The sequence below is a fragment of the Streptomyces sp. NPDC042259 genome, assembly GCF_055582085.1.
Window position 1 is genome coordinate 51,873 of sequence record NZ_JBVJDW010000015.1, and the last position, 21,885, is coordinate 73,757.

General features: G+C 69.1%; 27 protein-coding genes. 7 read left to right on the forward strand and 20 right to left on the reverse strand.

What is annotated here, in order from left to right:
- Positions 1-3 precede the first annotated feature (3 nt).
- The 12 genes from rplN to rpsJ all read right to left on the reverse strand — a co-directional run bounded on the left by rplN (position 4) and on the right by rpsJ (position 5,803).
- The gene (gene rplN, locus ACZ6MA_RS30315; protein WP_099199421.1) at positions 4-372 is read right to left on the reverse strand and encodes a 50S ribosomal protein L14; all 369 of its coding nucleotides are present in this window, start codon (positions 370-372) and stop codon (positions 4-6) included.
- Positions 373-502: 130 nt separating this feature from the next.
- Positions 503-784: a 30S ribosomal protein S17 gene (gene rpsQ, locus ACZ6MA_RS30320; protein ID WP_030026328.1), complete on the reverse strand. Its 282-nt coding sequence runs from the start codon at positions 782-784 to the stop codon at positions 503-505.
- Complete coding sequence (gene rpmC / locus ACZ6MA_RS30325) at positions 784-1,008, reverse strand: 50S ribosomal protein L29 (RefSeq protein WP_030368408.1); 225 nt, start codon at positions 1,006-1,008, stop codon at positions 784-786. Before rpmC ends, rpsQ begins: the two co-directional genes overlap by 1 nt.
- Complete coding sequence (gene rplP / locus ACZ6MA_RS30330; protein ID WP_130878988.1) at positions 1,008-1,427, reverse strand: 50S ribosomal protein L16; 420 nt, start codon at positions 1,425-1,427, stop codon at positions 1,008-1,010. The genes rpmC and rplP overlap by 1 nt, the downstream gene beginning before the upstream one ends.
- 5 nt (positions 1,428-1,432) lie before the next feature.
- Positions 1,433-2,263 carry a 30S ribosomal protein S3 gene (rpsC, locus tag ACZ6MA_RS30335; protein WP_130878987.1) on the reverse strand — a complete coding sequence of 277 codons (831 nt, stop codon included), beginning with the start codon at positions 2,261-2,263 and terminating at the stop codon, positions 1,433-1,435.
- Complete coding sequence (gene rplV, locus ACZ6MA_RS30340; RefSeq protein ID WP_004571827.1) at positions 2,263-2,610, reverse strand: 50S ribosomal protein L22; 348 nt, start codon at positions 2,608-2,610, stop codon at positions 2,263-2,265. Before rplV ends, rpsC begins: the two co-directional genes overlap by 1 nt.
- A gap of 41 nt (positions 2,611-2,651) precedes the next feature.
- Positions 2,652-2,933 (reverse strand): 30S ribosomal protein S19, encoded by a 282-nt coding sequence (gene rpsS, locus ACZ6MA_RS30345; RefSeq protein ID WP_030890751.1) that lies wholly within the window; start codon positions 2,931-2,933, stop codon positions 2,652-2,654.
- A gap of 12 nt (positions 2,934-2,945) precedes the next feature.
- Positions 2,946-3,782, reverse strand: coding sequence for a 50S ribosomal protein L2 (gene rplB, locus ACZ6MA_RS30350; protein WP_184733898.1), 837 nt, complete (start codon positions 3,780-3,782; stop codon positions 2,946-2,948).
- A 40-nt stretch (positions 3,783-3,822) separates the two neighbouring features.
- Complete coding sequence (rplW, locus tag ACZ6MA_RS30355; RefSeq protein WP_469437689.1) at positions 3,823-4,155, reverse strand: 50S ribosomal protein L23; 333 nt, start codon at positions 4,153-4,155, stop codon at positions 3,823-3,825.
- Positions 4,155-4,829 carry a 50S ribosomal protein L4 gene (gene rplD, locus ACZ6MA_RS30360; protein WP_418100846.1) on the reverse strand — a complete coding sequence of 225 codons (675 nt, stop codon included), beginning with the start codon at positions 4,827-4,829 and terminating at the stop codon, positions 4,155-4,157. Before rplD ends, rplW begins: the two co-directional genes overlap by 1 nt.
- 7 nt (positions 4,830-4,836) lie before the next feature.
- Positions 4,837-5,481, reverse strand: coding sequence for a 50S ribosomal protein L3 (gene rplC / locus ACZ6MA_RS30365; RefSeq protein ID WP_086567349.1), 645 nt, complete (start codon positions 5,479-5,481; stop codon positions 4,837-4,839).
- 13 nt (positions 5,482-5,494) lie between these two features.
- Positions 5,495-5,803 carry a 30S ribosomal protein S10 gene (rpsJ, locus tag ACZ6MA_RS30370; RefSeq protein WP_003948644.1) on the reverse strand — a complete coding sequence of 103 codons (309 nt, stop codon included), beginning with the start codon at positions 5,801-5,803 and terminating at the stop codon, positions 5,495-5,497.
- A gap of 617 nt (positions 5,804-6,420) precedes the next feature.
- Here rpsJ and ACZ6MA_RS30375 point away from each other — a divergent pair.
- Positions 6,421-8,556: a PIG-L family deacetylase gene (locus ACZ6MA_RS30375; RefSeq protein WP_469437692.1), complete on the forward strand. Its 2,136-nt coding sequence runs from the start codon at positions 6,421-6,423 to the stop codon at positions 8,554-8,556.
- Between the two features lie 127 nt (positions 8,557-8,683).
- On the forward strand, positions 8,684-9,832 hold the full coding sequence (locus ACZ6MA_RS30380; protein WP_469437694.1) for an acyltransferase domain-containing protein: 1,149 nt from the start codon (positions 8,684-8,686) through the stop codon (positions 9,830-9,832).
- Between the two features lie 21 nt (positions 9,833-9,853).
- On the opposite strand, the gene ACZ6MA_RS30385 is transcribed toward ACZ6MA_RS30380, so the two are convergent.
- The 6 genes from ACZ6MA_RS30385 to ACZ6MA_RS30410 all read right to left on the reverse strand — a co-directional run bounded on the left by ACZ6MA_RS30385 (position 9,854) and on the right by ACZ6MA_RS30410 (position 17,108).
- Positions 9,854-11,407 (reverse strand): SDR family NAD(P)-dependent oxidoreductase, encoded by a 1,554-nt coding sequence (locus ACZ6MA_RS30385; RefSeq protein ID WP_469437696.1) that lies wholly within the window; start codon positions 11,405-11,407, stop codon positions 9,854-9,856.
- Between the two features lie 231 nt (positions 11,408-11,638).
- Positions 11,639-12,832 carry an elongation factor Tu gene (tuf, locus tag ACZ6MA_RS30390; RefSeq protein WP_130878980.1) on the reverse strand — a complete coding sequence of 398 codons (1,194 nt, stop codon included), beginning with the start codon at positions 12,830-12,832 and terminating at the stop codon, positions 11,639-11,641.
- 169 nt (positions 12,833-13,001) lie between these two features.
- Positions 13,002-15,125 (reverse strand): elongation factor G, encoded by a 2,124-nt coding sequence (gene fusA / locus ACZ6MA_RS30395; RefSeq protein ID WP_361701896.1) that lies wholly within the window; start codon positions 15,123-15,125, stop codon positions 13,002-13,004.
- 38 nt (positions 15,126-15,163) lie between these two features.
- Entirely contained in the window at positions 15,164-15,634 is a 471-nt protein-coding gene (rpsG, locus tag ACZ6MA_RS30400; protein WP_130878978.1) for a 30S ribosomal protein S7, read from the reverse strand.
- A gap of 2 nt (positions 15,635-15,636) precedes the next feature.
- Entirely contained in the window at positions 15,637-16,008 is a 372-nt protein-coding gene (gene rpsL / locus ACZ6MA_RS30405; RefSeq protein WP_003948652.1) for a 30S ribosomal protein S12, read from the reverse strand.
- A gap of 647 nt (positions 16,009-16,655) precedes the next feature.
- Positions 16,656-17,108: a helix-turn-helix domain-containing protein gene (locus tag ACZ6MA_RS30410; RefSeq protein WP_469437698.1), complete on the reverse strand. Its 453-nt coding sequence runs from the start codon at positions 17,106-17,108 to the stop codon at positions 16,656-16,658.
- A gap of 290 nt (positions 17,109-17,398) precedes the next feature.
- Between ACZ6MA_RS30410 and ACZ6MA_RS30415 the strand changes: the two genes are divergently transcribed.
- From ACZ6MA_RS30415 to ACZ6MA_RS30425, 3 genes are read left to right on the forward strand one after another with little or no spacing between them, the layout of a single operon-like run.
- Positions 17,399-17,698: a WhiB family transcriptional regulator gene (locus ACZ6MA_RS30415; protein ID WP_469437700.1), complete on the forward strand. Its 300-nt coding sequence runs from the start codon at positions 17,399-17,401 to the stop codon at positions 17,696-17,698.
- Positions 17,699-17,756: 58 nt separating this feature from the next.
- Positions 17,757-18,572, forward strand: a complete 816-nt coding sequence (locus tag ACZ6MA_RS30420) for a hypothetical protein (RefSeq protein ID WP_469437702.1) — start codon at positions 17,757-17,759, stop codon at positions 18,570-18,572.
- Positions 18,569-18,793 carry a hypothetical protein gene (locus tag ACZ6MA_RS30425; protein ID WP_469437703.1) on the forward strand — a complete coding sequence of 75 codons (225 nt, stop codon included), beginning with the start codon at positions 18,569-18,571 and terminating at the stop codon, positions 18,791-18,793. The genes ACZ6MA_RS30420 and ACZ6MA_RS30425 overlap by 4 nt, the downstream gene beginning before the upstream one ends.
- Positions 18,794-18,926: 133 nt before the next feature.
- Here ACZ6MA_RS30425 and ACZ6MA_RS30430 read toward each other — a convergent pair whose 3' ends face one another.
- Positions 18,927-19,286, reverse strand: coding sequence for a hypothetical protein (locus ACZ6MA_RS30430; protein ID WP_469437705.1), 360 nt, complete (start codon positions 19,284-19,286; stop codon positions 18,927-18,929).
- 292 nt (positions 19,287-19,578) lie between these two features.
- On the opposite strand from ACZ6MA_RS30430, the gene ACZ6MA_RS30435 reads away from it, so the two are divergent.
- Together ACZ6MA_RS30435 and ACZ6MA_RS30440 are read left to right on the forward strand one after the other, a co-directional pair.
- Positions 19,579-20,217 (forward strand): hypothetical protein, encoded by a 639-nt coding sequence (locus ACZ6MA_RS30435; RefSeq protein ID WP_469437707.1) that lies wholly within the window; start codon positions 19,579-19,581, stop codon positions 20,215-20,217.
- Positions 20,218-20,475: 258 nt separating this feature from the next.
- On the forward strand, positions 20,476-21,315 hold the full coding sequence (locus ACZ6MA_RS30440; protein ID WP_469437708.1) for a DUF3592 domain-containing protein: 840 nt from the start codon (positions 20,476-20,478) through the stop codon (positions 21,313-21,315).
- Positions 21,316-21,374: 59 nt separating this feature from the next.
- Here ACZ6MA_RS30440 and ACZ6MA_RS30445 read toward each other — a convergent pair whose 3' ends face one another.
- Positions 21,375-21,734 (reverse strand): cupin domain-containing protein, encoded by a 360-nt coding sequence (locus ACZ6MA_RS30445; protein WP_469437710.1) that lies wholly within the window; start codon positions 21,732-21,734, stop codon positions 21,375-21,377.
- Between the last annotated feature and the right edge of the window lie 151 nt (positions 21,735-21,885).

A 21,885-nucleotide genomic window follows, 5' to 3' on the forward strand; every position in this document is an offset into this window, starting at 1 on the left:
CGGTTACAGCACCTCCGGCGCGAGCGAGACGATCTTCATGAACTTCTTCTCGCGCAGCTCTCGGCCCACCGGGCCGAAGATACGGGTGCCGCGGGGGTCACCGTCGTTCTTGAGAACGACAGCGGCGTTCTCGTCGAAACGGATGTACGAGCCGTCGGGACGGCGGCGCTCCTTGACGGTGCGAACGATGACGGCCTTGACGACGTCACCCTTCTTCACGTTGCCACCGGGGATCGCATCCTTGACGGTGGCGACGATGACGTCACCGATGCCCGCGTAGCGGCGACCCGAGCCACCGAGAACACGGATGCAAAGGATCTCCTTGGCACCAGTGTTGTCGGCGACGCGAAGTCGCGACTCCTGCTGGATCACGTCTATCTCCTGATCGTCTGCCGGTTCCCGGTGAGGGGCTTTTTGCGAAGCCCCTCACCGAGCCTGGCGGAACTTGCCTGAGGACTAGTGCCCCCAGGCGTGTCTTTTGGAATTCCCTCGCGGGAATTACCTACTTGGCCTTCTCGAGGATCTCGACGATGCGCCAGCGCTTGCTCGCCGACAGCGGACGCGTCTCCATGATGAGGACGCGGTCGCCGACACCGGCAGCGTTCTGCTCGTCGTGCGCCTTGAGCTTGTTCGTACGGCGGATGACCTTGCCGTACAGGGCGTGCTTGACGCGGTCCTCGACGGCGACGACGACGGTCTTGTCCATCTTGTCGCTGACGACGAGACCCTCACGGGTCTTGCGGAAGCCGCGCTCGTTCGTCTCAGTCACATTCTTCTCGCTCATCAGGCGCTCTCCACCGTCTCGATGCCCAGCTCGCGCTCGCGCATCAGGGTGTAGATCCGGGCGATGTCCTTACGGACGGACTTGAGCCGACCGTGGTTCTCGAGCTGCCCGGTCGCCGCCTGGAAGCGGAGGTTGAACAGCTCTTCCTTGGCCTCACGGAGCTTCGCGACGAGGTCCTCGTCGTTCAGCTCACGCAGCTCGGTCGCCTTGATACCAGCGGCCATCACGACTCACCTGCCTCGCGCCGAACAATCCGGCACTTCATCGGAAGCTTGTGAGCAGCGCGGGTGAGCGCCTCACGAGCAGTCTTCTCGTTCGGGTAGGACAGTTCGAACATCACCCGACCGGGCTTGACGTTCGCGATCCACCACTCCGGCGAACCCTTACCGGAACCCATGCGGGTCTCGGCAGGCTTCTTCGTCAGCGGACGGTCGGGGTAGATGTTGATCCACACCTTGCCGCCACGCTTGATGTGGCGGGTCATGGCGATACGAGCGGACTCGATCTGGCGGTTGGTGACGTACGCCGGCGTGACGGCCTGAATGCCGTACTCGCCGAACGCCAGCTCCGTGCCGCCCTTGGCCATACCCGACCGCTTCGGGTGGTGCTGCTTGCGGTGCTTGACCCTGCGAGGGATCAGCATGTCGGTCAGGCCTCCGTTCCGGTGGTCTCTGCCGGAGCAGCGGCGGTCGCGTCGGCCTTGGGGGCCTCGGCGGCAGCGCTCTGCTGCGGCTTGCGGCCGCGGCCGCCACGCTCGCCGCCACGGCCACCACGGGCCGGACGGTCCTGGGCGCCACCGCGCGACGGGCGGTTGCCCGCACGAGCGGCAGCGTTCTCGGCGCGGACCTCGGCGATGTTCTTGACGTCGCCCTTGTAGATCCAGACCTTCACACCAATACGACCGAAGGTCGTCTTGGCCTCGAAGAAGCCGTAGTCCACGTTCGCACGGAGCGTGTGCAGGGGCACACGGCCCTCGCGGTAGAACTCCGAGCGGGACATCTCGGCGCCGCCGAGACGGCCACCGCACTGGATCTTGATGCCCTTGGCGCCGGCCTTCATGGTCGACTGCATGCTCTTACGCATGGCGCGACGGAAGGAGACACGGGAGGAGAGCTGCTCGGCGACGGCCTGGGCCACCAGCTGAGCGTCCACCTCGGGGTTCTTGACCTCGAGGATGTTCAGCTGGACCTGCTTGCCGGTCAGCTTCTCCAGCTCGCCGCGGATGCGGTCGGCCTCGGCGCCACGGCGGCCGATGACGATGCCCGGACGAGCGGTGTGGATGTCGACGCGGACGCGGTCGCGGGTGCGCTCGATCTCAACCTTCGAGATACCGGCGCGCTCCATGCCCTTCGTCATCATGCGACGAATGGCAACGTCTTCCTTGACGTAGTCCTTGTACAGCTTGTCGGCGTACCAGCGCGACTTGAAGTCGGTGGTGATGCCGAGCCGGAACCCGTGCGGGTTTACCTTCTGGCCCATTACCGGGTTCCTTCCTTGCTGCTGACGACCACGGTGATGTGGCTGGTCCGCTTGCGGATCCGGTAGGCACGGCCCTGGGCACGCGGACGGAACCGCTTCAGGGTCGGGCCCTCGTCGACGTACGCCTCGCTGATGACCAGCGAGGAGGCGTCAGTGTGGTCGTAGTTGTGCGCGGCGTTGGCAATGGCGCTGTCGAGCACCTTGCCAACCGGCACGCTGGCGGCCTGCGGGGCGAAACGCAGGACCGCCTGAGCCTCCGTGGCATCCATGCCACGGATAAGGTCCACCACGCGGCGGGCCTTCATGGGCGTGACGCGGATGTACCGCGCCTGGGCCCTGGCTTCCATGGTTGTCCCTTCGGTGTCGTTCATAGTCTTCGCACCCCGCCTTAGCGGCGCTTCGACTTGCGGTCGTCCTTGACGTGGCCGCGGAAGGTGCGGGTCGGCGCAAACTCGCCGAGCTTGTGGCCGACCATGGACTCGGTGACGAACACCGGGACATGCGTCTTGCCGTTGTGCACCGCGAGCGTGTGGCCGAGCATGGCCGGCACGATCATGGAGCGACGGGACCAGGTCTTGATGACGTTGTGGGTACCTGCTTCGTTCTGTGCGTCCACCTTCTTGATGAGGTGGTCGTCGACGAAGGGCCCCTTCTTGAGACTACGCGGCATCTAAACCCGCTCCTAGCGCTTCTTGTTCGTCTTGCGGCGGCGGACGATGTACTTGTTGGACGCCTTCTTCGGCGAACGAGTACGACCCTCCTTCTGACCCCACGGCGAGACCGGGTGGCGACCACCGGAAGTCTTGCCTTCACCACCACCGTGCGGGTGGTCAACCGGGTTCATCGCGACACCGCGGACGGTCGGGCGAACGCCCTTCCAGCGCATACGGCCGGCCTTGCCCCAGTTGATGTTCGACTGCTCGGCGTTGCCGACCTCGCCGACCGTGGCGCGGCAGCGGACGTCGACCAGGCGGACCTCGCCGGACGGCATGCGCAGGTGGGCGTAAGCGCCCTCCTTCGCCAGCAGCTGCACGGACGAACCGGCGGAGCGGGCGAACTTGGCGCCACCACCGGGACGGAGCTCGATCGCGTGGATCGTGGTACCGACCGGGATGTTGCGCAGCGGGAGGTTGTTGCCCGGCTTGATGTCGGCGCCAGGGCCGTTCTCAATCCGGTCGCCCTGGCTCAGCTTGGCCGGAGCGATGATGTAGCGCTTCTCGCCGTCTGCGTAGTGCAGGAGCGCGATGCGCGCGGTGCGGTTGGGGTCGTACTCGATGTGCGCGACCTTGGCCGGCACGCCGTCCTTGTCGTGACGACGGAAGTCGATCACTCGGTAGGCGCGCTTGTGGCCACCGCCCTGGTGGCGAACGGTCACACGACCGGCGTTGTTACGGCCGCCCTTGCTGTGCAGGGGGCGGACCAGCGACTTCTCCGGCGTGGACCGCGTGATCTCGACAAAGTCGGCGACGCTGGAGCCACGACGGCCCGGGGTCGTCGGCTTGTACTTGCGGATACCCATTTCTCAGTCCTCGTCCGATACTCGGACGACTCGGACTCCGTTAGGAGACCGGGCCGCCGAAGATGTCGATTCGGTCGCCCTCGCGGAGGGTCACGATGGCGCGCTTGGTGTTGGCGCGCTTGCCGAAACCGGTGCGGGTGCGCTTGCGCTTGCCCTGACGGTTGATCGTGTTGACCCCGGTGACCTTGACCGAGAAGACCGCCTCGACGGCCTGCTTGATCTGGGTCTTGTTGGCGCGCGGGTCGACGATGAACGTGTACTTGTTCTCGTCCAGCAGCGCGTAGCTCTTCTCGGAGACCACCGGCTTGACCAGGATGTCACGGGGGTCCGTGTAGGTCTTGCTGGTGATGACCGCTGCAGTCTGCTCGCTCATCAGGCGTCGCTCCCTTCGAGCTCAGCCTCGGAAGCGGTGGCCTTGGCGGCCGCGGCGGGACCCGCCACGAAGCGCTCGAAGGCAGCCTGCGTGAAGACCACGTCGTCGGAGACGAGCACGTCGTACGTGTTCAGCTGGCCCGGCTCCAGGATGTGGACCTGGGGCAGGTTGCGGGCGGACAGCCACGCGGCCTCGTCGGCGCGGTCGACGACCAGGAGCAGGTTCTTGCGCTCCGAGATCTTGCCGAACAGCGTCTTGGCGGCCTTGGTGGAGACCTCGCCCTCGACCACGCCGGTGACGACGTGGATACGGCTGTTGCGGGCCCGGTCGGTGAGGGCACCGCGCAGGGCGGCGGCCTTCATCTTCTTCGGGGTCCGCTGCGAGTAGTCACGCGGCACGGGACCGTGCACGACGCCACCACCGGCGAACTGCGGGGCGCGGGTCGAGCCCTGGCGCGCGCGGCCGGTGCCCTTCTGGCGGTAAGGCTTCCTGCCACCGCCGCGGACCTCGCCACGAGTCTTGGTCTTGTGCGTGCCCTGTCGGGCAGCGGCCAGCTGTGCGACGACGACCTGGTGGATCAGCGGAACGCTGACCTTCGCGTCGAAGATCTCCGTGGGGAGCTCGACGGTCCCGGCCTTGTCGCCTGCCGGCGAAAGGATGTCAATGGTGCTCATCGTTACCTCAGGCCCCCTTGGCCGCGGTACGGACCAGGACGAGGCCGCCGTTCGGACCAGGAACCGCGCCCTTGATGAGGAGCAGGCCCTTCTCCGCGTCAACGGCGTGGACGGTCAGGTTCTGGGTGGTGACCCGCTCGTTGCCCATACGGCCCGCCATGCGGAGGCCCTTGAACACGCGGCCCGGGGTGGCGCAGCCACCGATGGAACCGGGCGAGCGGTGCTTGCGCTGGGTGCCGTGACCGGCGCCGAGGCCCTTGAAGTTGTGACGCTTCATGACACCGGCGAAGCCCTTGCCCTTGCTCTTGCCGGTGACGTCGACCTTGACGCCCGACTCGAACACGGCAGCGGTGATCTCCTGGCCGAGCGTGTACTCGCTGGCGTCAGCGGTACGCAGCTCCACCAGGTGGCGGCGCGGGGTGACGTCGGCCTTGGCGAAGTGACCCTTGAGGGGCTTGTTCACCTTGCGCGGGTCGATCTCGCCGAAGGCGATCTGGACCGACTCGTAGCCGTCGCTGTCGTTGGTGCGGACCTGGGTGACGACGCAGGGCCCGGCCTTGACGACGGTCACCGGGACAACCCGGTTGTTCTCGTCCCAGACCTGGGTCATGCCGAGCTTCTCGCCCAGGACGCCCTTAATGTTCTTAGCCATCTCGCGCGTCACCTCAGAGCTTGATCTCGATGTCGACGCCCGCCGGCAGGTCGAGGCGCATGAGCGAGTCAACCGTCTTCGGCGTGGGGTCGAGGATGTCGATGAGGCGCTTGTGCGTGCGCATCTCGAAGTGCTCGCGCGAGTCCTTGTACTTGTGCGGCGACTTGATGACGCAGTACACGTTCTTCTCAGTGGGCAGCGGCACCGGGCCCGCGACCGACGCACCAGTGCGAGTCACCGTCTCGACGATCTTCTTCGCCGAAGAGTCGATGACCTCGTGGTCGTAGGCCTTGAGCCGGATGCGGATCTTCTGTCCCGCCATGGCTACTTCGTAGTCCTGTCTCTCGTAACGCTCTGGGACTCGGTGTGTCGCGCCTCTGCTGCAAGCGCCGCCCTCCTCCGACCCACGCGGTCGGGCGTGTCGCGCCCCTTCCAGTAAAATCTCCCGAAGGAAATTCCCTGATGAAGGGGGCTGTGGGGGAAGGGCACCCACCGAGCGCCTGGCCGGGGCCACGCTGACACTTCCCGGAAGATTCCCGTACTTCCACCCCTCAAGAGGGGTGACGAGTACTGCGGGACTCGCTTCCAGTCCTCCCGGCGGGAGGCGCGCAGCATTGGCACTCAACCGAGCAACCTGAACAGTGTGCCATACGTGCGGGAAGGTACGCCAATCGCAGCCGAAGAAGGTACCCCGACCGGCGCAGTTGTCAAACCACCCCGCCGACATACGGGACACTATGGGGCTTGAGTTTGCCGTAGCCCCGGCTGCCTCGTCCAGCTCGCCCGTATCGTCCGACGCGGCCGCTCGACCCGAAACCTTGCCCAATCCGTTAACAGGCATTGTCGGGACTTGGGCAACCGACGCGATTCCCTCGCCGTCCCCTAACACGCTGGGGCAGCCGGGGACCAGGCGCTGCACGACGGGACGGAGTCACGGAGTTGAAGATCTCACCGCGCTGGGCCATCTCCCGCAGGGCCGCGCTCACCGGTGTGGCGGCCACCACGCTGGTCACCGCGGTGGGCTGCAGCGCCGGCGACTCCCGGAAGAACAGGCCCGAGGGGAAGCCCACCCGGGCCGTCGACCCCCGGGCCACCCAGTCCTTCGACGACGGCAAGCAGCCGCTGCTCCTGCAGATCATGGCGCACCCCGACGACGACCTCTATTTCATGAACCCCGACGCGGAGAACATCGCGAGAGCCGGTGTCCCGGTCGTCTCCGTCTATGTGACGGCCGGCGAGGCGGTCGGGCGGAACTGGATCGAGGGGATGCCGAAGACCAAGCCGGACAAGGCCGCCTACGCCTCCGCCCGGCACCAGGGGCTGCGCCAGGCGTACGCCGAGATGATCGGCATGGACAAGTTCTCGGCCTGGAAGAAGTCCGTCATGGACCTCCCCGGCGGGGTGAAGGCCGAGACCAACGAGCTGGGTGACGGCAAGCGCCACGTCCGGCTGATCTTCTTGAACATCGCCATGCAGTCCGCGAACAACGTGCGCATCCCGCATCTGTGGGAGGACCCGCGCGCCGCCATGCAGAGCCTGGTCTCCACCGGCTCGCCCTGCACCACCACCAGCACCTACCGGCACGACACGCTGGTGGACGCACTGGCCGCGATCATGGACCGGTTCCGGCCGACGGTGATCCACACCCTGGATCCGGACCCCGACTACCAGGTCCACGACGCCACCCACCCCAAGGACAACGACTACGGGGCGTGCTCGGACCACCGCGACCACACCCCGACCGCGCTGTTCTCCTGGAAGGCCATGTCCCAGTGGACGGCCGACGCGACCAAGCGCGACGGGCGGGCGCCCCGTTTCACCACCACCGCCTTCCGCGGCTACTACAACCAGCGCTGGCCGCACAATCTGCCGCAGGACGTCGTGGACACCAAGCACCGCCTGGTCCAGGCGTACGGCGGGGACCCGTCCTGGGAGTGCTCCAACGCCGCCGGCTGCGGTGACTACGGCCAGGGCGGCGACCGCCCGCTGAAGAACCGCAAGGGCTGGATCCGCTCCACCCACTACCGCTACCCCGGCGCGATGCCCGTGGCCGACACCGACAAGGCCGGGCGTCTGGAGGCGTACGGCGTGCTGGGCACCCAGGCCGTGCACTGGCTGGAGACCTCCCCCGGCAGCGGCCGCTGGGGCGCCCCGCAGAACCTCGGCGGCGGCCCCCTCGCCCCCGCCCTGGCCTCGGTCAAGGACACCGCTGGGCGCCGGCTGCTGTTCGGCCTGCGGTTCTCCGCCCTCGACAGCCGGGCCAACACCCGCGAGATCGCCCTGCTGGAGCAGCGTGAGCCCGGCGGGGCCTTCAAGGCGTGGACGGGCCTCGGCAACCCCGAGCGCAAGCCCGACCGGGGCCGCCGCGTCGGCATGCCGGCCGCCGTCGCCACCCCCGACGGACGGGTCCACCTCTTCGTCCGCAACGCCGGCAAGGGCCTCTCCAGCCGGGTCCGTGAGGCCGACGGCCGGTGGGGGAAGTGGCAGAGCCTGCACGGCCAGGAGATCCAGGACGGGCTGACCGTCGTGCTGGACCGGGAACACCGCGTGCACGTCTTCGGCGCGGGCCGCGACACCGTGCACCACTGGGCCCAGGACGAGCCCTCCGGGCCGGTGCGGCACCAGCCGCTCACGGGCCTGCCGCAGCCCGGCGACCAGCCCGCCGCGGCCGTCGGCCCCGACGGCGGGCTGAACGTCGTCTACCGCACCCCGGCGGCCCGGGAGCCGGTCGTCTACCGCTTCGTCCCCGGCGGCGGCGGGGGGCAGCAGGTCTCGGCCGAGCAGGTCAGCGGCACCGGCCTGGAGAACTTCGCGGGCTACGGGCCGATCGTCGCGCGGGCCGTGGCCGCCCGCGGCAAGGACACCGTGATGGTCCTGGGCCGGGCCGTGAGCGGCGAGATACAGCTCCAGGACGCCTCGGACCCCGGCTCCGAGCCCCGGCGCGCGACGGGCGGGCTCGTGCCCGTGGGCACGCCCTCGCTGCTCACGGACTCGCAACAGCGGCTGTGCGCGGTGGCCCTCGGCCCGGACGCCACCCCCTGGGTCTGGCGCGCGGGCCCCGCCGCGGGCGGCTGACGGCCGCGCTCCCCCGGCCGGAGTGACCTCCCGGGGCCGCCGGCGGTTCTCGTCCGTGTACGCGCCGCCCGGCGGGGCACCGGGCGGCGCCCGGCCCGCCGGGCCCCCGGACGAGAGGTGCCCGGAGATGACCATGTCGCTCGATCCGGTGGCCGTGGGCACGGCTCCCGCCGCGCCCGCGCCGGGACGCGAGGAGGCCGGGCACGAGGGGGCCGGGCACGAGGGTGCCGGGTCCGGCGGCAAGCTCGCCCTCGTCTTCGCCGGGCAGGGGCACCAGTGGCCCGGCATGGGCCGGGAGCTGCTGCGCACGGAGGCGGTGTTCCGGGCGGCCGTGGAGCGCTGTGACGCCGCGATCGCCCCGCACACCGGCTGGTCGGTCGTGGACCGGCTCACCCGCGACGACACCGGGCCCCGGGCGCGCCGCACCGACGTCCTCCAGCCCACGCTGTTCACCGTGCAGGTGGCGCTCGCCGCGCTCTGGCGCTCCTGGGGCGTGGTGCCCGACGCGGTGGTCGGCCAGAGCATGGGCGAGGTCGCCGCGGCCCACGTGGCGGGCGCCCTGACCCTGGAGGACGCCGCGACGGTCCAGTGCCGGCGCGGCGCGCTGCTCCAGCGGATCGCCGGCAAGGGCACGATGGCCGTGGTGGAGCTGCCCGCCGCCGAGGCCGCCGCGCTGATCGCGGACACCGGCGAAAGGGCCGTCGTCGCCGGATACGCCGGCCCCACGACGACGGTCCTGGCCGGCGACCACGGCACCCTCCGGGCGGTCCTCGGCCATCTGGCCGCCACCGGTGTGCACGCCGCGTGGATCCGGGACACCGCGCCCTCGCACAGCCCCTACGTCGACGAGCTGCGCGACGAACTGGGGACGGCACTGGCCGGCCTCCGGCCCCGCCGGGCGGCCGTGCCCATGTACTCCACGGTGACCCTCCGCCGGATCGCGGGCCCGGAGCTGACGGCCGGATACTGGATCGACAACCTGCGCGAGCCGGTGCGGTTCGCCCCGGCGGTCCGGCAGCTCGGCTTCGCCGGGCACGGCGTGTTCCTGGAGATCAGCGCCCACCCCGTGCTGACCGGTGCGGTCCGCCAGTGTCTGGAGCACGCCGGCCGCCGGGGCCTGGTCCTGCCCTCCATGCGCCGCGACGCGGAACGCGACGCGCTGCGCGTCTCACGGGCCACCCTGCGCGCCCTGGGGCGCCCGGGCCCCGCCCGCACCCGCCGGAGCGAGCCGACCCCCTACCAGGCGGCGGTACTGCCGGCCCTGCTCGCCCGCTGACCCCGGTTGGGCCACCGGCCGTCACCTGGCCGCGCCGGTGCCCGTCAGGGGCGCGGCCACCGAGGGGCGGGCCCGGGGATCCGACGGCTCCTCGCCGAGGCCCAGCCGGTTCAGGAGGACGTCCTCGGCGGGCAGGGCGAGCACCTGCGTCTCTGTTCCGGCCAGGGTGCGCAGGACGGTGTCCCAGCCTTCGCGCGGCGCGATGGAGCGGTAGCCCTGCCGGGTCAGCCGTTCGCGGTGGCCCTCGCCCGCGACGGCGCCGACCGTGCCCCAGTACCCCCAGTCGATGCTGCGCACCGGGAACGGCAGCCGCCGGTCGAGGGCGTGCGCGTAGGCGTCCTGGAACGCCGACCCGGCGGCGTAACCGGCGAGGCCGGGGTCGCCGAGGAAGGACTGTGCGGAGGAGAAGAACAGCAGGAAGTCCAGCGGTTCGGCGCGGAAGGCCGAGGCGAGCGCGACACTGACCCCGCTCTTGGCCGCGAGCCCGGCGCGCAGCGCGCCCTCGTCGAGGTGGCGGACCAGGGCGGTGGAGTGGTCCAGCGCCGAGTGGAACACGCCGCGTACCGGCCCGAGCCGCTCGTGGATCACGGCGAGTCCGGCCCGCAGGGCGTCCTCGTCACGGGCGTCGGCCCGGACGTAGAGCAGCCGCGAGCCGTCGGGGTCGGCGCCGGCGATCCGGCGGCGGCGTTCCGCGTCCGGCGCGGACCGCCCGATCAGCGCCACCCGGGCACCGTGGTCGCGGGCCAGGAACCGGGCCATCTCCAGACCGATACCGCCCGCGCCGCCGACGACGGCGTAGGTGCCGCCGGTGCGGATCACGGCGGGGTCGGCGGCCGGAAGGGTGAGCGGGCGCAGCGCCTGCCGGTAGCGGACGCCGTCGCGGTGGGCGATCCGGGCGCCGCGTCCGGCCGGTTCGGCGACGACGAGGGCGGCGAGTGCGTGCCGGCGGGGGTCGTCGGGGCCGGGGAGGGGGCCGGGGAGGTCGATGACGGGGACGCTCCAGCGCCGGTGCTCGTTCTCCAGCACCCGGGCCAGGCCCGTCAGGGCCGCCGCGTACGGGTTCGTGACCCGGCCGCCCGCGACCGGCCAGGCGTCATTGGTGACGATCTTCCAGTCGGTCTCCCGGGTGGCGGCCGAGGGGATCACCAGGTGCCTGGCACAGCGGAACAGGGCCCGTACGCCGTTCTCCTCGGCCCGCTCCAGCTCCGCCGGGGAGTCCGGTGCGGCGTCACGCAGCCCGCCGAGGAAGTACACGGTGCGCGGCCTGGGGAGCGCCTCGCGCAGGGCGGCCGGTGCGTCGGGGGCGGTGGCGTCGAGTTCCCAGCGGCCGGGGGCCGTCGGCCGGGTGACCGTGCCCAGTTCGACGCGGACGACGTCGTCGGAGCGGTGCCGCGCGGCGATCGCGTCGGCCAGGGGGCGCCCGGCGGGGGCGTACAGGATGAGCACCGGACCGGCCGGGGTGCCGGTGGCCGCGCCCGTCAGGGGGGCGGGCTGCCAGGTGCCGGTGTAGGTGAACTCACCGGGGTGCTCCCCGCGCGGGCGCGCCGGCGCGCGACGCACGTTCCTGAAACCCACGTTTCCCCCTTGAATGCCTGTCACCGCGCTCGTGGGGGCCCGCGCCACGCCGGGCCTCCCGGTCGCATTCGACCAGAGAAGACACCCGGTGAATCCCTTGATTCCGGTGCTCCCGTGATCCGCCGGACGGGCCCTGGGCCCGGACACGAAAAAAGGCGGGCCCCGCACATCGGAATGATGTGCGGGGCCCGCCCCGATCCTTCGGCAACACTCGGCCCGGAGGCCGCGTGATTACTTGTTGATCTTGACGACCTGGCCGGCGCCGACGGTGCGGCCACCCTCACGGATGGTGAAGCGCAGGCCCTCCTCCATCGCGACGGGCTGGATCAGGTTGACGGTCATCTCGGCGTTGTCGCCGGGCATGACCATCTCCGTGCCCTCCTTGAGGGTCACAACACCGGTCACGTCAGTCGTACGGAAGTAGAACTGCGGACGGTAGTTGTTGAAGAACGGGGTGTGACGGCCACCCTCGTCCTTCGACAGGATGTACGCCGTGGCCTCGAACTCGGTGTGCGGCGTGACCGTACCGGGCTTGATGATGCACTGGCCGCGCTCGACGTCCTCGCGCTTGATGCCACGGAGGAGCAGACCGACGTTCTCACCGGCCTGGCCCTCGTCGAGCAGCTTGCGGAACATCTCGATACCGGTGACCGTGGTGGTGGTCTTCTCGGTCTTGATGCCGATGATGTCGACGGTCTCGTTGACCTTCAGGACACCACGCTCGATACGACCGGTGACGACGGTGCCACGACCGGTGATCGTGAAGACGTCCTCGATCGGCATGAGGAACGGCTTGTCGACGTCACGCTCGGGCTGCGGGATGTTCTCGTCCACGGCCTTCATGAGGCCGAGGAGCTTCTCGCCCCACTCCTTGTCGCCCTCGAGCGCCTTGAGAGCCGAGACCTGGACGACGGGGCAGTTGTCGCCGTCGAACTCGTACTCGGAGAGGAGCTCACGGACCTCGAGCTCGACGAGCTCCATGATCTCCTCGTCGTCCACCATGTCGGCCTTGTTCAGGGCGACGACGATGTACGGAACGCCGGACTGGCGGGCCAGGAGCACGTGCTCCTTGGTCTGCGGCATCGGACCGTCGGTCGCGGCGACCACGAGGATCGCGCCGTCCATCTGGGCGGCACCGGTGATCATGTTCTTGATGTAGTCCGCGTGACCCGGGCAGTCGACGTGGGCGTAGTGACGCGACTCGGTCTGGTACTCAACGTGAGCGATCGAGATCGTGATACCGCGCTGACGCTCTTCCGGCGCCTTGTCGATCTCGTCGAACGGCGTGAAGGGGTTCAGGTCCGGGTACGCGTCGTGCAGCACCTTGGTGATCGCCGCGGTAAGAGTCGTCTTACCGTGGTCGACGTGACCGATGGTGCCGATGTTGACGTGCGGCTTAGTCCGCTCGAACTTCGCCTTCGCCACTGTTCCTCCTACGGAGTGGTTCTGTACGCCTTACTTCAACGGCGCCAGGTGATCTTTGCTGGGGTGCCGTCCGCCGGGGCATCCGCCGCGTTCCTTTCGGATTGCTTCGGTATGCCCCGACAGTCGGTGTAAAGCCTAAAGCGTGGGCTTCGCGTGCGAAGACGCGGAGTTACTCGCCCTTGGCCTTCGCGATGATCTCCTCGGCGACGTTCCGCGGAACCTCGGCGTAGGAGTCGAACTGCATCGAGTAGCTTGCGCGACCCGAGGTCTTGCTGCGGAGGTCTCCGACGTAGCCGAACATCTCCGACAGCGGAACCAGGCCCTTGACGAGCTTGGCGCCGTGACGGTCCTCCATGGCCTGGATCTGGCCACGGCGGGAGTTGATGTCACCGATGACGTCACCCATGTAGTCCTCGGGGGTGGTGACCTCGACCGACATCATCGGCTCGAGAAGAGCCGGGGACGCCTTGCGAGCACCCTCCTTGAACGCCATGGAACCGGCGATCTTGAAGGCGAGTTCGGACGAGTCGACGTCGTGGTAGGCGCCGTCGAGCAGCGTCACCTTGACACCGGTCAGCGGGTAGCCGGCCAGCACGCCGAACTCCATGGCCTCCTGGCAACCCGCGTCCACGGACGGGATGTACTCCCGCGGGATACGGCCACCGGTGACCTTGTTCTCGAACTCGTAGCCGTCGCCCTCGAGGGGCTCGATGGCCATCTGCACCTTCGCGAACTGGCCGGAACCACCAGTCTGCTTCTTGTGCGTGTAGTCGATACGCTCGACGGCCTTGCGGATCGTCTCGCGGTACGCGACCTGCGGCTTGCCGACGTTCGCCTCGACGCGGAACTCACGGCGCATACGGTCGACCAGCACGTCGAGGTGCAGCTCGCCCATACCCGCGATGATGGTCTGGCCCGTCTCCTCGTCCGTGTGGACCTGGAAGGACGGGTCCTCCTCGGCGAGACGCTGGATGGCGACACCCAGCTTCTCCTGGTCGCCCTTGGACTTCGGCTCGATGGCGACCTGGATCACCGGGGCCGGGAAGTCCATGGACTCGAGGATGACCGGCTTGCTCGCGTCACAGAGGGTCTCACCGGTGGTGGTCTGCTTCAGACCCATGACGGCGACGATGTCACCGGCACCCACCGACTCGATCTCCTCACGCTTGTTCGCGTGCATGCGGTAGATCTTGCCGATGCGCTCCTTCTTGCCCTTCACGGAGTTCTGCACCTGGGTGCCGGTCTCCATGCGGCCCGAGTAAACCCGGACGAAGGTGAGCTTGCCGAGGTGCGGGTCGCTCATGATCTTGAAGGCAAGACCGGCGAACGGCTCGTCGTCGGAAGGCTTGCGCTTCACGACCTCGTCGGGGTTGTTGACGGCGTGGCCCTCAACAGCCTCGATGTCGAGCGGCGACGGCAGGTAGCGCACGACCGCGTCGAGCAGGGGCTGGACGCCCTTGTTCTTGAACGCGGTGCCACAGAACACCGGGGTGACGGTGACGGAGTCGGCGCTGCCACGCGAGGCCAGCGTGATGCGGCGGATGGCCGCCATCAGCTGCTCCTCGGTGGGCTCCTGGCCCTCGAGGAAGAGCTCCATCATGGCGTCGTCGTGCTCGGCGACACCCTCGAGGAGCTTGCCGCGCCATTCCTCGGCGGCCTCGGTGTGCGTGGCCGGGATGTCGACGACGTCGTACATCTCGCCCTTGGCGGCCTCGGCGGACCAGACCAGAGCCTTCATCTGGACGAGGTCGACCACGCCCTTGAAGTCGGCTTCGGCACCGATCGGCAGCTGCATGACCAGCGGCACCGCACCGAGGCGGTCGACGATCATGTCGACGCAGCGGTGGAACTCGGCGCCGGTGCGGTCGAGCTTGTTGACGAAGCAGATACGCGGCACGCCGTAGCGGTCCGCCTGACGCCAAACGGTCTCGGACTGCGGCTCAACACCGGCGACGCCGTCGAACACCGTCACGGCACCGTCGAGGACGCGCAGCGAACGCTCCACCTCGACGGTGAAGTCGACGTGGCCCGGCGTGTCGATGATGTTGATCGTGTGATCGACGTCGTTCAGCGGCCAGTGGCAGGTCGTCGCGGCAGACGTGATCGTGATGCCGCGCTCCTGCTCCTGCTCCATCCAGTCCATCGTGGCAGCGCCGTCGTGGACTTCACCGATCTTGTACGAGACACCGGTGTAGAACAGGATCCGCTCGGTGGTGGTCGTCTTGCCCGCGTCGATGTGGGCCATGATCCCGATGTTGCGGACCTTGGCCAGGTCAAGCGAAGTGGTGGCCATATGGCTCAGTCTTCTCTCGGTCTCGATGTGGGTAGCGACTACCAGCGGTAGTGCGCGAAGGCCTTGTTGGACTCGGCCATCTTGTGCGTGTCCTCACGCTTCTTGACCGAAGCGCCGAGACCGTTGGAGGCGTCCAGGAGCTCGTTCATGAGGCGCTCGGTCATGGTCTTCTCGCGACGGGCGCGGGAGTAACCGACGAGCCAGCGCAGCGCCAGGGTGGAGGCGCGGCCCGGACGGACCTCGACCGGCACCTGGTAGGTGGCGCCACCGACACGGCGGGACTTGACCTCGAGGGCCGGCTTCACGTTCTCAAGCGCGCGCTTGAGGGTGATGACCGGGTCGTTGCCGGTCTTCTCGCGCAGACCTTCCATGGCGCCGTACACAATGCGCTCGGCGGTGGAACGCTTGCCGTTCAACAGGATCTTGTTGATCAGCGAGGTGACAAGAGGAGAGCTGTAGACCGGGTCGATGATGACCGGGCGCTTCGGGGCGGGGCCCTTACGAGGCATTCTTACTTCTCCTTCTTGGCGCCGTAGCGGCTGCGAGCCTGCTTGCGGTTCTTGACGCCCTGGGTGTCGAGCGAGCCACGGATGATCTTGTAGCGAACGCCCGGCAGGTCCTTCACACGACCGCCACGCACGAGCACGATGGAGTGCTCCTGGAGGTTGTGGCCCTCACCCGGAATGTAAGCGGTGACCTCGATGCCGCTGGTCAGACGCACACGCGCGACCTTACGGAGCGCCGAGTTCGGCTTCTTCGGGGTGGTCGTGAAAACGCGCGTGCAGACGCCGCGACGCTGGGGCGAACCCTCGAGTGCGGGCGTCTTGTTCTTCTCGACCTTGTCCTGCCGGCCCTTTCGGACCAGCTGCTGGATCGTAGGCACCGTTTCTCCGGTTTCTGTGTGCCGATCACGATAAAACTAACCTGGGGTTTCGCCGACCCACGCGGTCGGGTGTGTCGAAGACTGCAGGCCCCCGCCGGACGACGGGATGGTGCAGATTTCGGTGTCTCTGACCGCTACGGTCTGGGCCCCTCGTACGGTCAAAAGGCACGCACGAGAGCCCAGGGACACCCCAGGCACAAGGTCAGAGCGTACCTACCGCATGGGCTGCGGTCAAAACAAATGCACACGCGGAGGCCACCCTGATGTGCGGCGTATGTCGCCGGTCAGGGAGCCCGCGCGGCTCCGGTCCGCCCCGCCCCACCGTACCGCCGCCGCCCAGGCGCCCCAAGGGTTCCGGCCGACCGGTAGCGGACGGACCGGCTCCGGTCAGGGGCGGCGTGCCGCCCCGGCGACGGGCCGTCGGCCGCACCGGCCGGGCGGCCACGCGACACGGCTCACAGCGGCGCGCGCCCAAGCGGGCGGCGGCGCTCACGGATGACCCCGGGAACGGCGGGCACCGGGCGCTACGGGTGACACACGGGGATGGTCACGCGAGACGGCGCCACCGGGCGGGTTCGTCACCCGGAATCGGTCAATCGTGACAAACGACTACGCCCAACGGCTGACCCGGCCGATCGGAGCGCCGCTCAGCGGCTGGCCGAGACGCCCCGCTGGATGCCCTGCGCTCCGGCCGGGCGCACCCCGCCCACCGCGATGATCATCTCGGTCATTTCGACGAACTGCCGCCGGTGACTGTCGGGGATGCCGAGCAGGTCGGCCGCCTCCGCGGGCGTCACCCGGCCGGCACCGGGGCCCGAGGCCGCCGCGCCGCTCCGGCCGGCGCCGGGCAGCGGCAGGTCCTCCGCCGTCACCCTGCCGGACTCGATCAGCATGTCGCGCAGCCCCACGCCGAGCACGCGCGCCAGGGCGCGCATCGTCTCCAGGTCCGGCAGGCTCTGCCGCTGCAACAACCGCGTCACCGCGGCCCGGTGCACACCGGCGTCCTCCGCCAGGCGGGATCTGCCGCCACCCCGCGGGCTGTCGATGTCGTATCCGCGCTCCCGCATCAGACCCTCGACCCAGCTCGCGAAACGCTCCATATCCGAGCCTTTTTCGCCCATAACACGCTCTCCCTCCGCAACAACAGACCCTACCGTCCGATCGCGCGCGCAATAACCAGAATGCGGTGCGCGCGCGCAACTCGCTACCCCATAGCGTCAAATTCGCGCCACTTGACTAGTAAATGCCCCTCCGGATCCGTGGCGAGCGGCACACCTCGATCGTTTGTTGCGCTCTCGCACGCAAGCTCGCTACTGTTGATTGCGCAACCGCAACAAGGGTCACAAGGGCCTCCGCAACCCCTCCCGTGCCCTGAGAGGGACCACTCGCCATGCCCGCTTCCGCACTCGTCCACACCACCTTCCACGGGGACGCCTACCCCGCCCCCGCCCGCCCAGCCGACTGGCGCACCCACGCCGCCTGCGCCGGCCTCCCGGACGAGGCCGTCTTCGCCCGCCGCCCCAAGCCCGCCCTTCCCGCCCTGCGCGCCTGTGCCGTCTGCCCCGTACGCCGCCGTTGCCTGGAGACCGTCGCCCCGGCGGAGAACTGGTTCGACGGAGTGAGCGGCGGGCGCCTGTGGCGCAACGGCAGGGAAGTGCGGATCCCGGCCGAGCTGGATCCGGAGCGGTAGCGCTCCGGGCCGGGCCCGACCATCCACCGTTCGTAGGAATCACTCACAGGGAGCAGCCATGACCCACCGCCCAGACCGCTCCGACGACACTCCCCCGCCCGCCGGGCCGGGCCGGCCGGACCGGCCCGGCGAGTCCGGCCGTGACGACCGTGATCGCCGGACCGGCCGTGATGGCCGTGATGGCCGTGATGGCCGGGCTGGCCGGGCTGGCCGGGCTGGCCGGCCCGACCCGGCGGGTGTCTGGCTGGGCATCCTGCTCCGCCAGTTCCCCGAACTGAGCCAGGAACTCGCCCCCAGCCGCACCGCGCGCCCCTCCCTTACCGGCGGTGGCCGGGGCGGAAGGCCGTCGGCCCCCGGCGCCCCCATCCGCCTGTTCATCTCGGACACCATCCGCGACATCACCGACGGTGTGGTGGAGCTGGAGGAAGCGGTCTGCGAGAAGCTGCGCGTCCCACGCCCGCAGCGCGGCACGGTGGAGCAGCGGCTGACCCGTCTGCTGGGCCTGCTGGACCGCGTCTCGGCCCAGCCGGTCCTCGCCGAGCACGTACGGGGCGAGGCGCGCCGCATGGCCCGCCGCTGCTCCCTGGCCCTGGGCGACGCCGAGACACCGGTCCGCGTCAGCGGCCGCTGTCTGCACTGCGACTCGGTCTCCCTGCGCGTCTTCCCGCACCGCGAGACGGTCCTGTGCGTCAACCCCGGCTGCCGCTGCGCCGACCCGGCCTGCACCTGCCGCACCGACCACCGCCACCGGCACTCCTGGGTCCGCGCGGAGTGGCGGCAGCTCGCGGAGGCGACGGACGGCGATCTGTCGGAACTGACGGCGGCCCAGGACGACGCCGAGGACCAGGCCGAGAACCAGGGGGGTTCCCGATGACCACAGCACCACCTACGTACGTACCGGCGTCCGCTCTGGTGACGACGGCGATGGCGGCGGAAGAGGCGGCGGTGGTCCCGGACACCATCCGCAAGTGGGTCCAGCTCAACCATCTGACCCCGGCGGGCCGGCGGGGCCGGTCCCATCTGTTCCGCCTGGAGGACGTCTTCGCGGCGGAGCGCGCGACACGCAGGGCGCACGAGCGCCGCGCGCGGGCGTGATCCCTGTCCCCTATATACGCGGGCACATACGCAGGACGTCTATATAAAGGAGCGCCCCGCGGCCGAGAAGGCCGCGGGGCGCTCCTTACGTACTACTCCGCGTACGGCTCCGCGTACGGCTCCGGGCCGGCCCCTAACGGACCCGGGGCGGCGAAGAATCGTTCCCGCCGGTGTTTCCGCTGGCGTTTCCGCCGGAGTTCCCGTTGGCGTTCCCGCTGGAGGAGCCGCCTCCGCTCATGACGCCCCACGAGGACATCCGCACCACCTGAGCACCCGCCGAGGCGTCCTCCCCCACCGCCTCGATGGCCTCCTGCCACCCGCTGACGAAGCCACTGAGCGCGGCGGCGTCGACGGCCCGGTCCGCCACCTTGCCGACGACGGCGGCCAGCGCCTGGGCAACCTCGTCGGTGAACACTCCGGCGGACCCGGATTCGGCGGCCACCTCCACGGTGGCGGCCACGACCTCCGCGAGCCGCTCGCTGTGGACACTCACCGCGTGATTCCTCCGCACCCCACGACCGACTCGCTCATGCCACCCCCAGGTGCTATTGGCCGACTCATATGCCCCTCCGTGACGCCTCCAGTGCATCTGTCGTGAGATACCCGGGAGTGTGCGCGATCGCCCATTAATCTAACCCGGCGGTCTGACACTCCGTCTCGTCAGGGGGACAGTCCGCGACATCGCCCGCACGGCCCCTTCTCGAACGTAAGATCGTTTCATGCGTGCAAGGGGCACGGAAGGGTAGGGGGCGGACATGTGGGGACGGCGGCGCACGAGGAGCCAGGTGGATGCGGAGCAGCACCTCGCGGATCGGATGCGCGCAGCGAGCGAAGCCCAGCTGAGGCTGCAGCAGGGCTTCGAACGATTCGACGAGGTGCGAGGGGAGGTCGAGTCCGTTCTCGGCCGCGGGGATGGGCTGCCCGCGAGGGCCGTACGGGCACAGCTGCGGGAAGCCGGGGAACTTTGGAACTGGTTCCACGAGAGCACAGCGCTGTACGAGCGGATGCGCGGCCTCTGGAGCGACCTGGACAGCGGTGGGGACCTCGAGGCTGTGGCAGCGGCATCGGAGTACTTCTCGGAGCACTGCGACCACTGCGCGTCTCATATCGCCGAGCTGGACGGCGCCATCAACAGCTTCCTTGAGCTGCGGAGCAAGTTGGTGGAGCTGCGCGAAAAAGTGGCCCCGATCCGTGACCGGGCACACACCTCCCTGGCCGCCGCCAGAAGCGAACTCGAACACGCAGTTTCCGTCCAAGGGAAGTTCGCACTGACAGCGCGAATCAACGCGGTCAGTGATCGACTGAGCGATCTGGACGCAGGACGCGTGGAGCCAGACCCCAACCGTAAGGTCACCGACTGGTACCGCGACGTGGAGGCAGAGATCGCGGAAATCCGCGACGGGATAGTGCGACTGACGTACTGACCCGTATCGGTGGATCCGAAGGCACCATGTAGGGCCGCGACCTCTTCCGCATGGCGGATGACGCGTACGGCATGGGTGGGGCGAGACGCTCGGCTTCTTCGACGACATGCAGCGCGAGGGCGGGGATCTGCTGGGCCGGGGGACGGCCTGCCCGACGAAGACGGTGCATGCGAAGCCCGCCGAACACGCGAAGATCCGGCGGCTGCCTGCTGACATCACGCGGATCCTCCACGAATTTTCGGCTCTTATGATCACGCCATGACGCAGATACCGAGTGGTGTGGTGTTACGGGGGCGGGGCGTCGAATTTCGGCTGGAGAACGCCATGGTGACGGTCGTACGCGGCCGCACGACGTGGACCGTGCCGCCGGAAGCGATCGCCGACGTCGTGCGCGACGGCACTGCGGTGCGCATCCGGTTGTCCGGTGGCGGCACAACCGACGCGATGTCGTTGACCACCCGAAACTTCACAGCCGCCGACACGTTCGTCCAATCCCTGCGATCAGCCCTGATCGACGTGCGGCGGGTGCCGCATGGGCCGTCCCTGGTGACCACCCAAGTGCGGCGTCCTTCTTGGCTGCGGTGGCTGGACCGGCCGGGCCTGCTGAAATACGGCCTCTTGGCAGCGGGCTACCTGGCCTTCGCCGCCGCGGCGTTGTACCGGGCAGGTCAGGAAGAGGTCGTACCGCCGGTCCACATGGTGCTCTGGCTCGGCCCCATCGGAGCCTCGCTGGTCGCCCAGTCATGGCGCGAGGTGTTTCGTGACGCGTCGATTCTGCGGCGCAGGGGCATCACCGTCCCCGGTCGCGTCGTCAGGTACGAATGGGTCAGCTCGGAGGAGGAGTACCGCCCGATCTATGAGTTCCGGACCGTGGAGGGCCGCAACGTCGTGGCCCCGTCCAACGTCCTGGTGACCCAGTACTTCAAGTCCCCGCGCCTGGACGTGACATACGACCCGGAAGAGCCCCAACGAGCCCGGGGCGTGGGGCGAGCCGGAGGCATGGTGCGGGGTGTACTCCTGGCCTTCTTCGGCACGCTCATGACCTTGTCGTTGGCCCTACCGCTGTTCTTGGTCCTGGCGCCGCTCCTGCCGGGCTGACCAGGGCGGGGCCGGGGGGCTCTGAATGTGATGGCAAGCCCACTCGTACCGACTCACCCTCACTGCGACTTCAAGTGGGTGATCACCTCGTTGAACGTCTCCGTGGGCGAGAAATCGACGAACTCGCAGTCCTCAAGTGCTTCCGGCGCGTGCCCGGGGGCCCAGTAGAAGGCCTGGCCCGCCTCGTAGACCTCGTCCCCGTGCTTCGTCTTCAGCTTCAGCCGCCCCTTGAGCATGTAGCCCCAGTGGGGACAGTGACAGAGGTCGTCCGGCAGCCCCTTGAGGGCCGGCTCCAAATCCGCCCCTTGGGGGAAACGGATGAAGGCGGCGCCCATATCGCCGCCGAGGTCCTGTAGGCGCAGCTCCGTACCGTCGCCTTCGAAGGCGATGGGAGCGTCGTCCCGCGTCGTGGACGTCATGACTCCTCCCTTCCCGGCCCAGGAGGGGGCCTGAGAAGACTTCTCCTTCCAGTCTGGTCCCGTGGACCGCGGTACGCGATATGGGAGCGGGCGCCGAGATCGCGTGCGTGCCGGCCTTGTGGGCGGCTCACACCGCCCCGGTGGGTTTGCC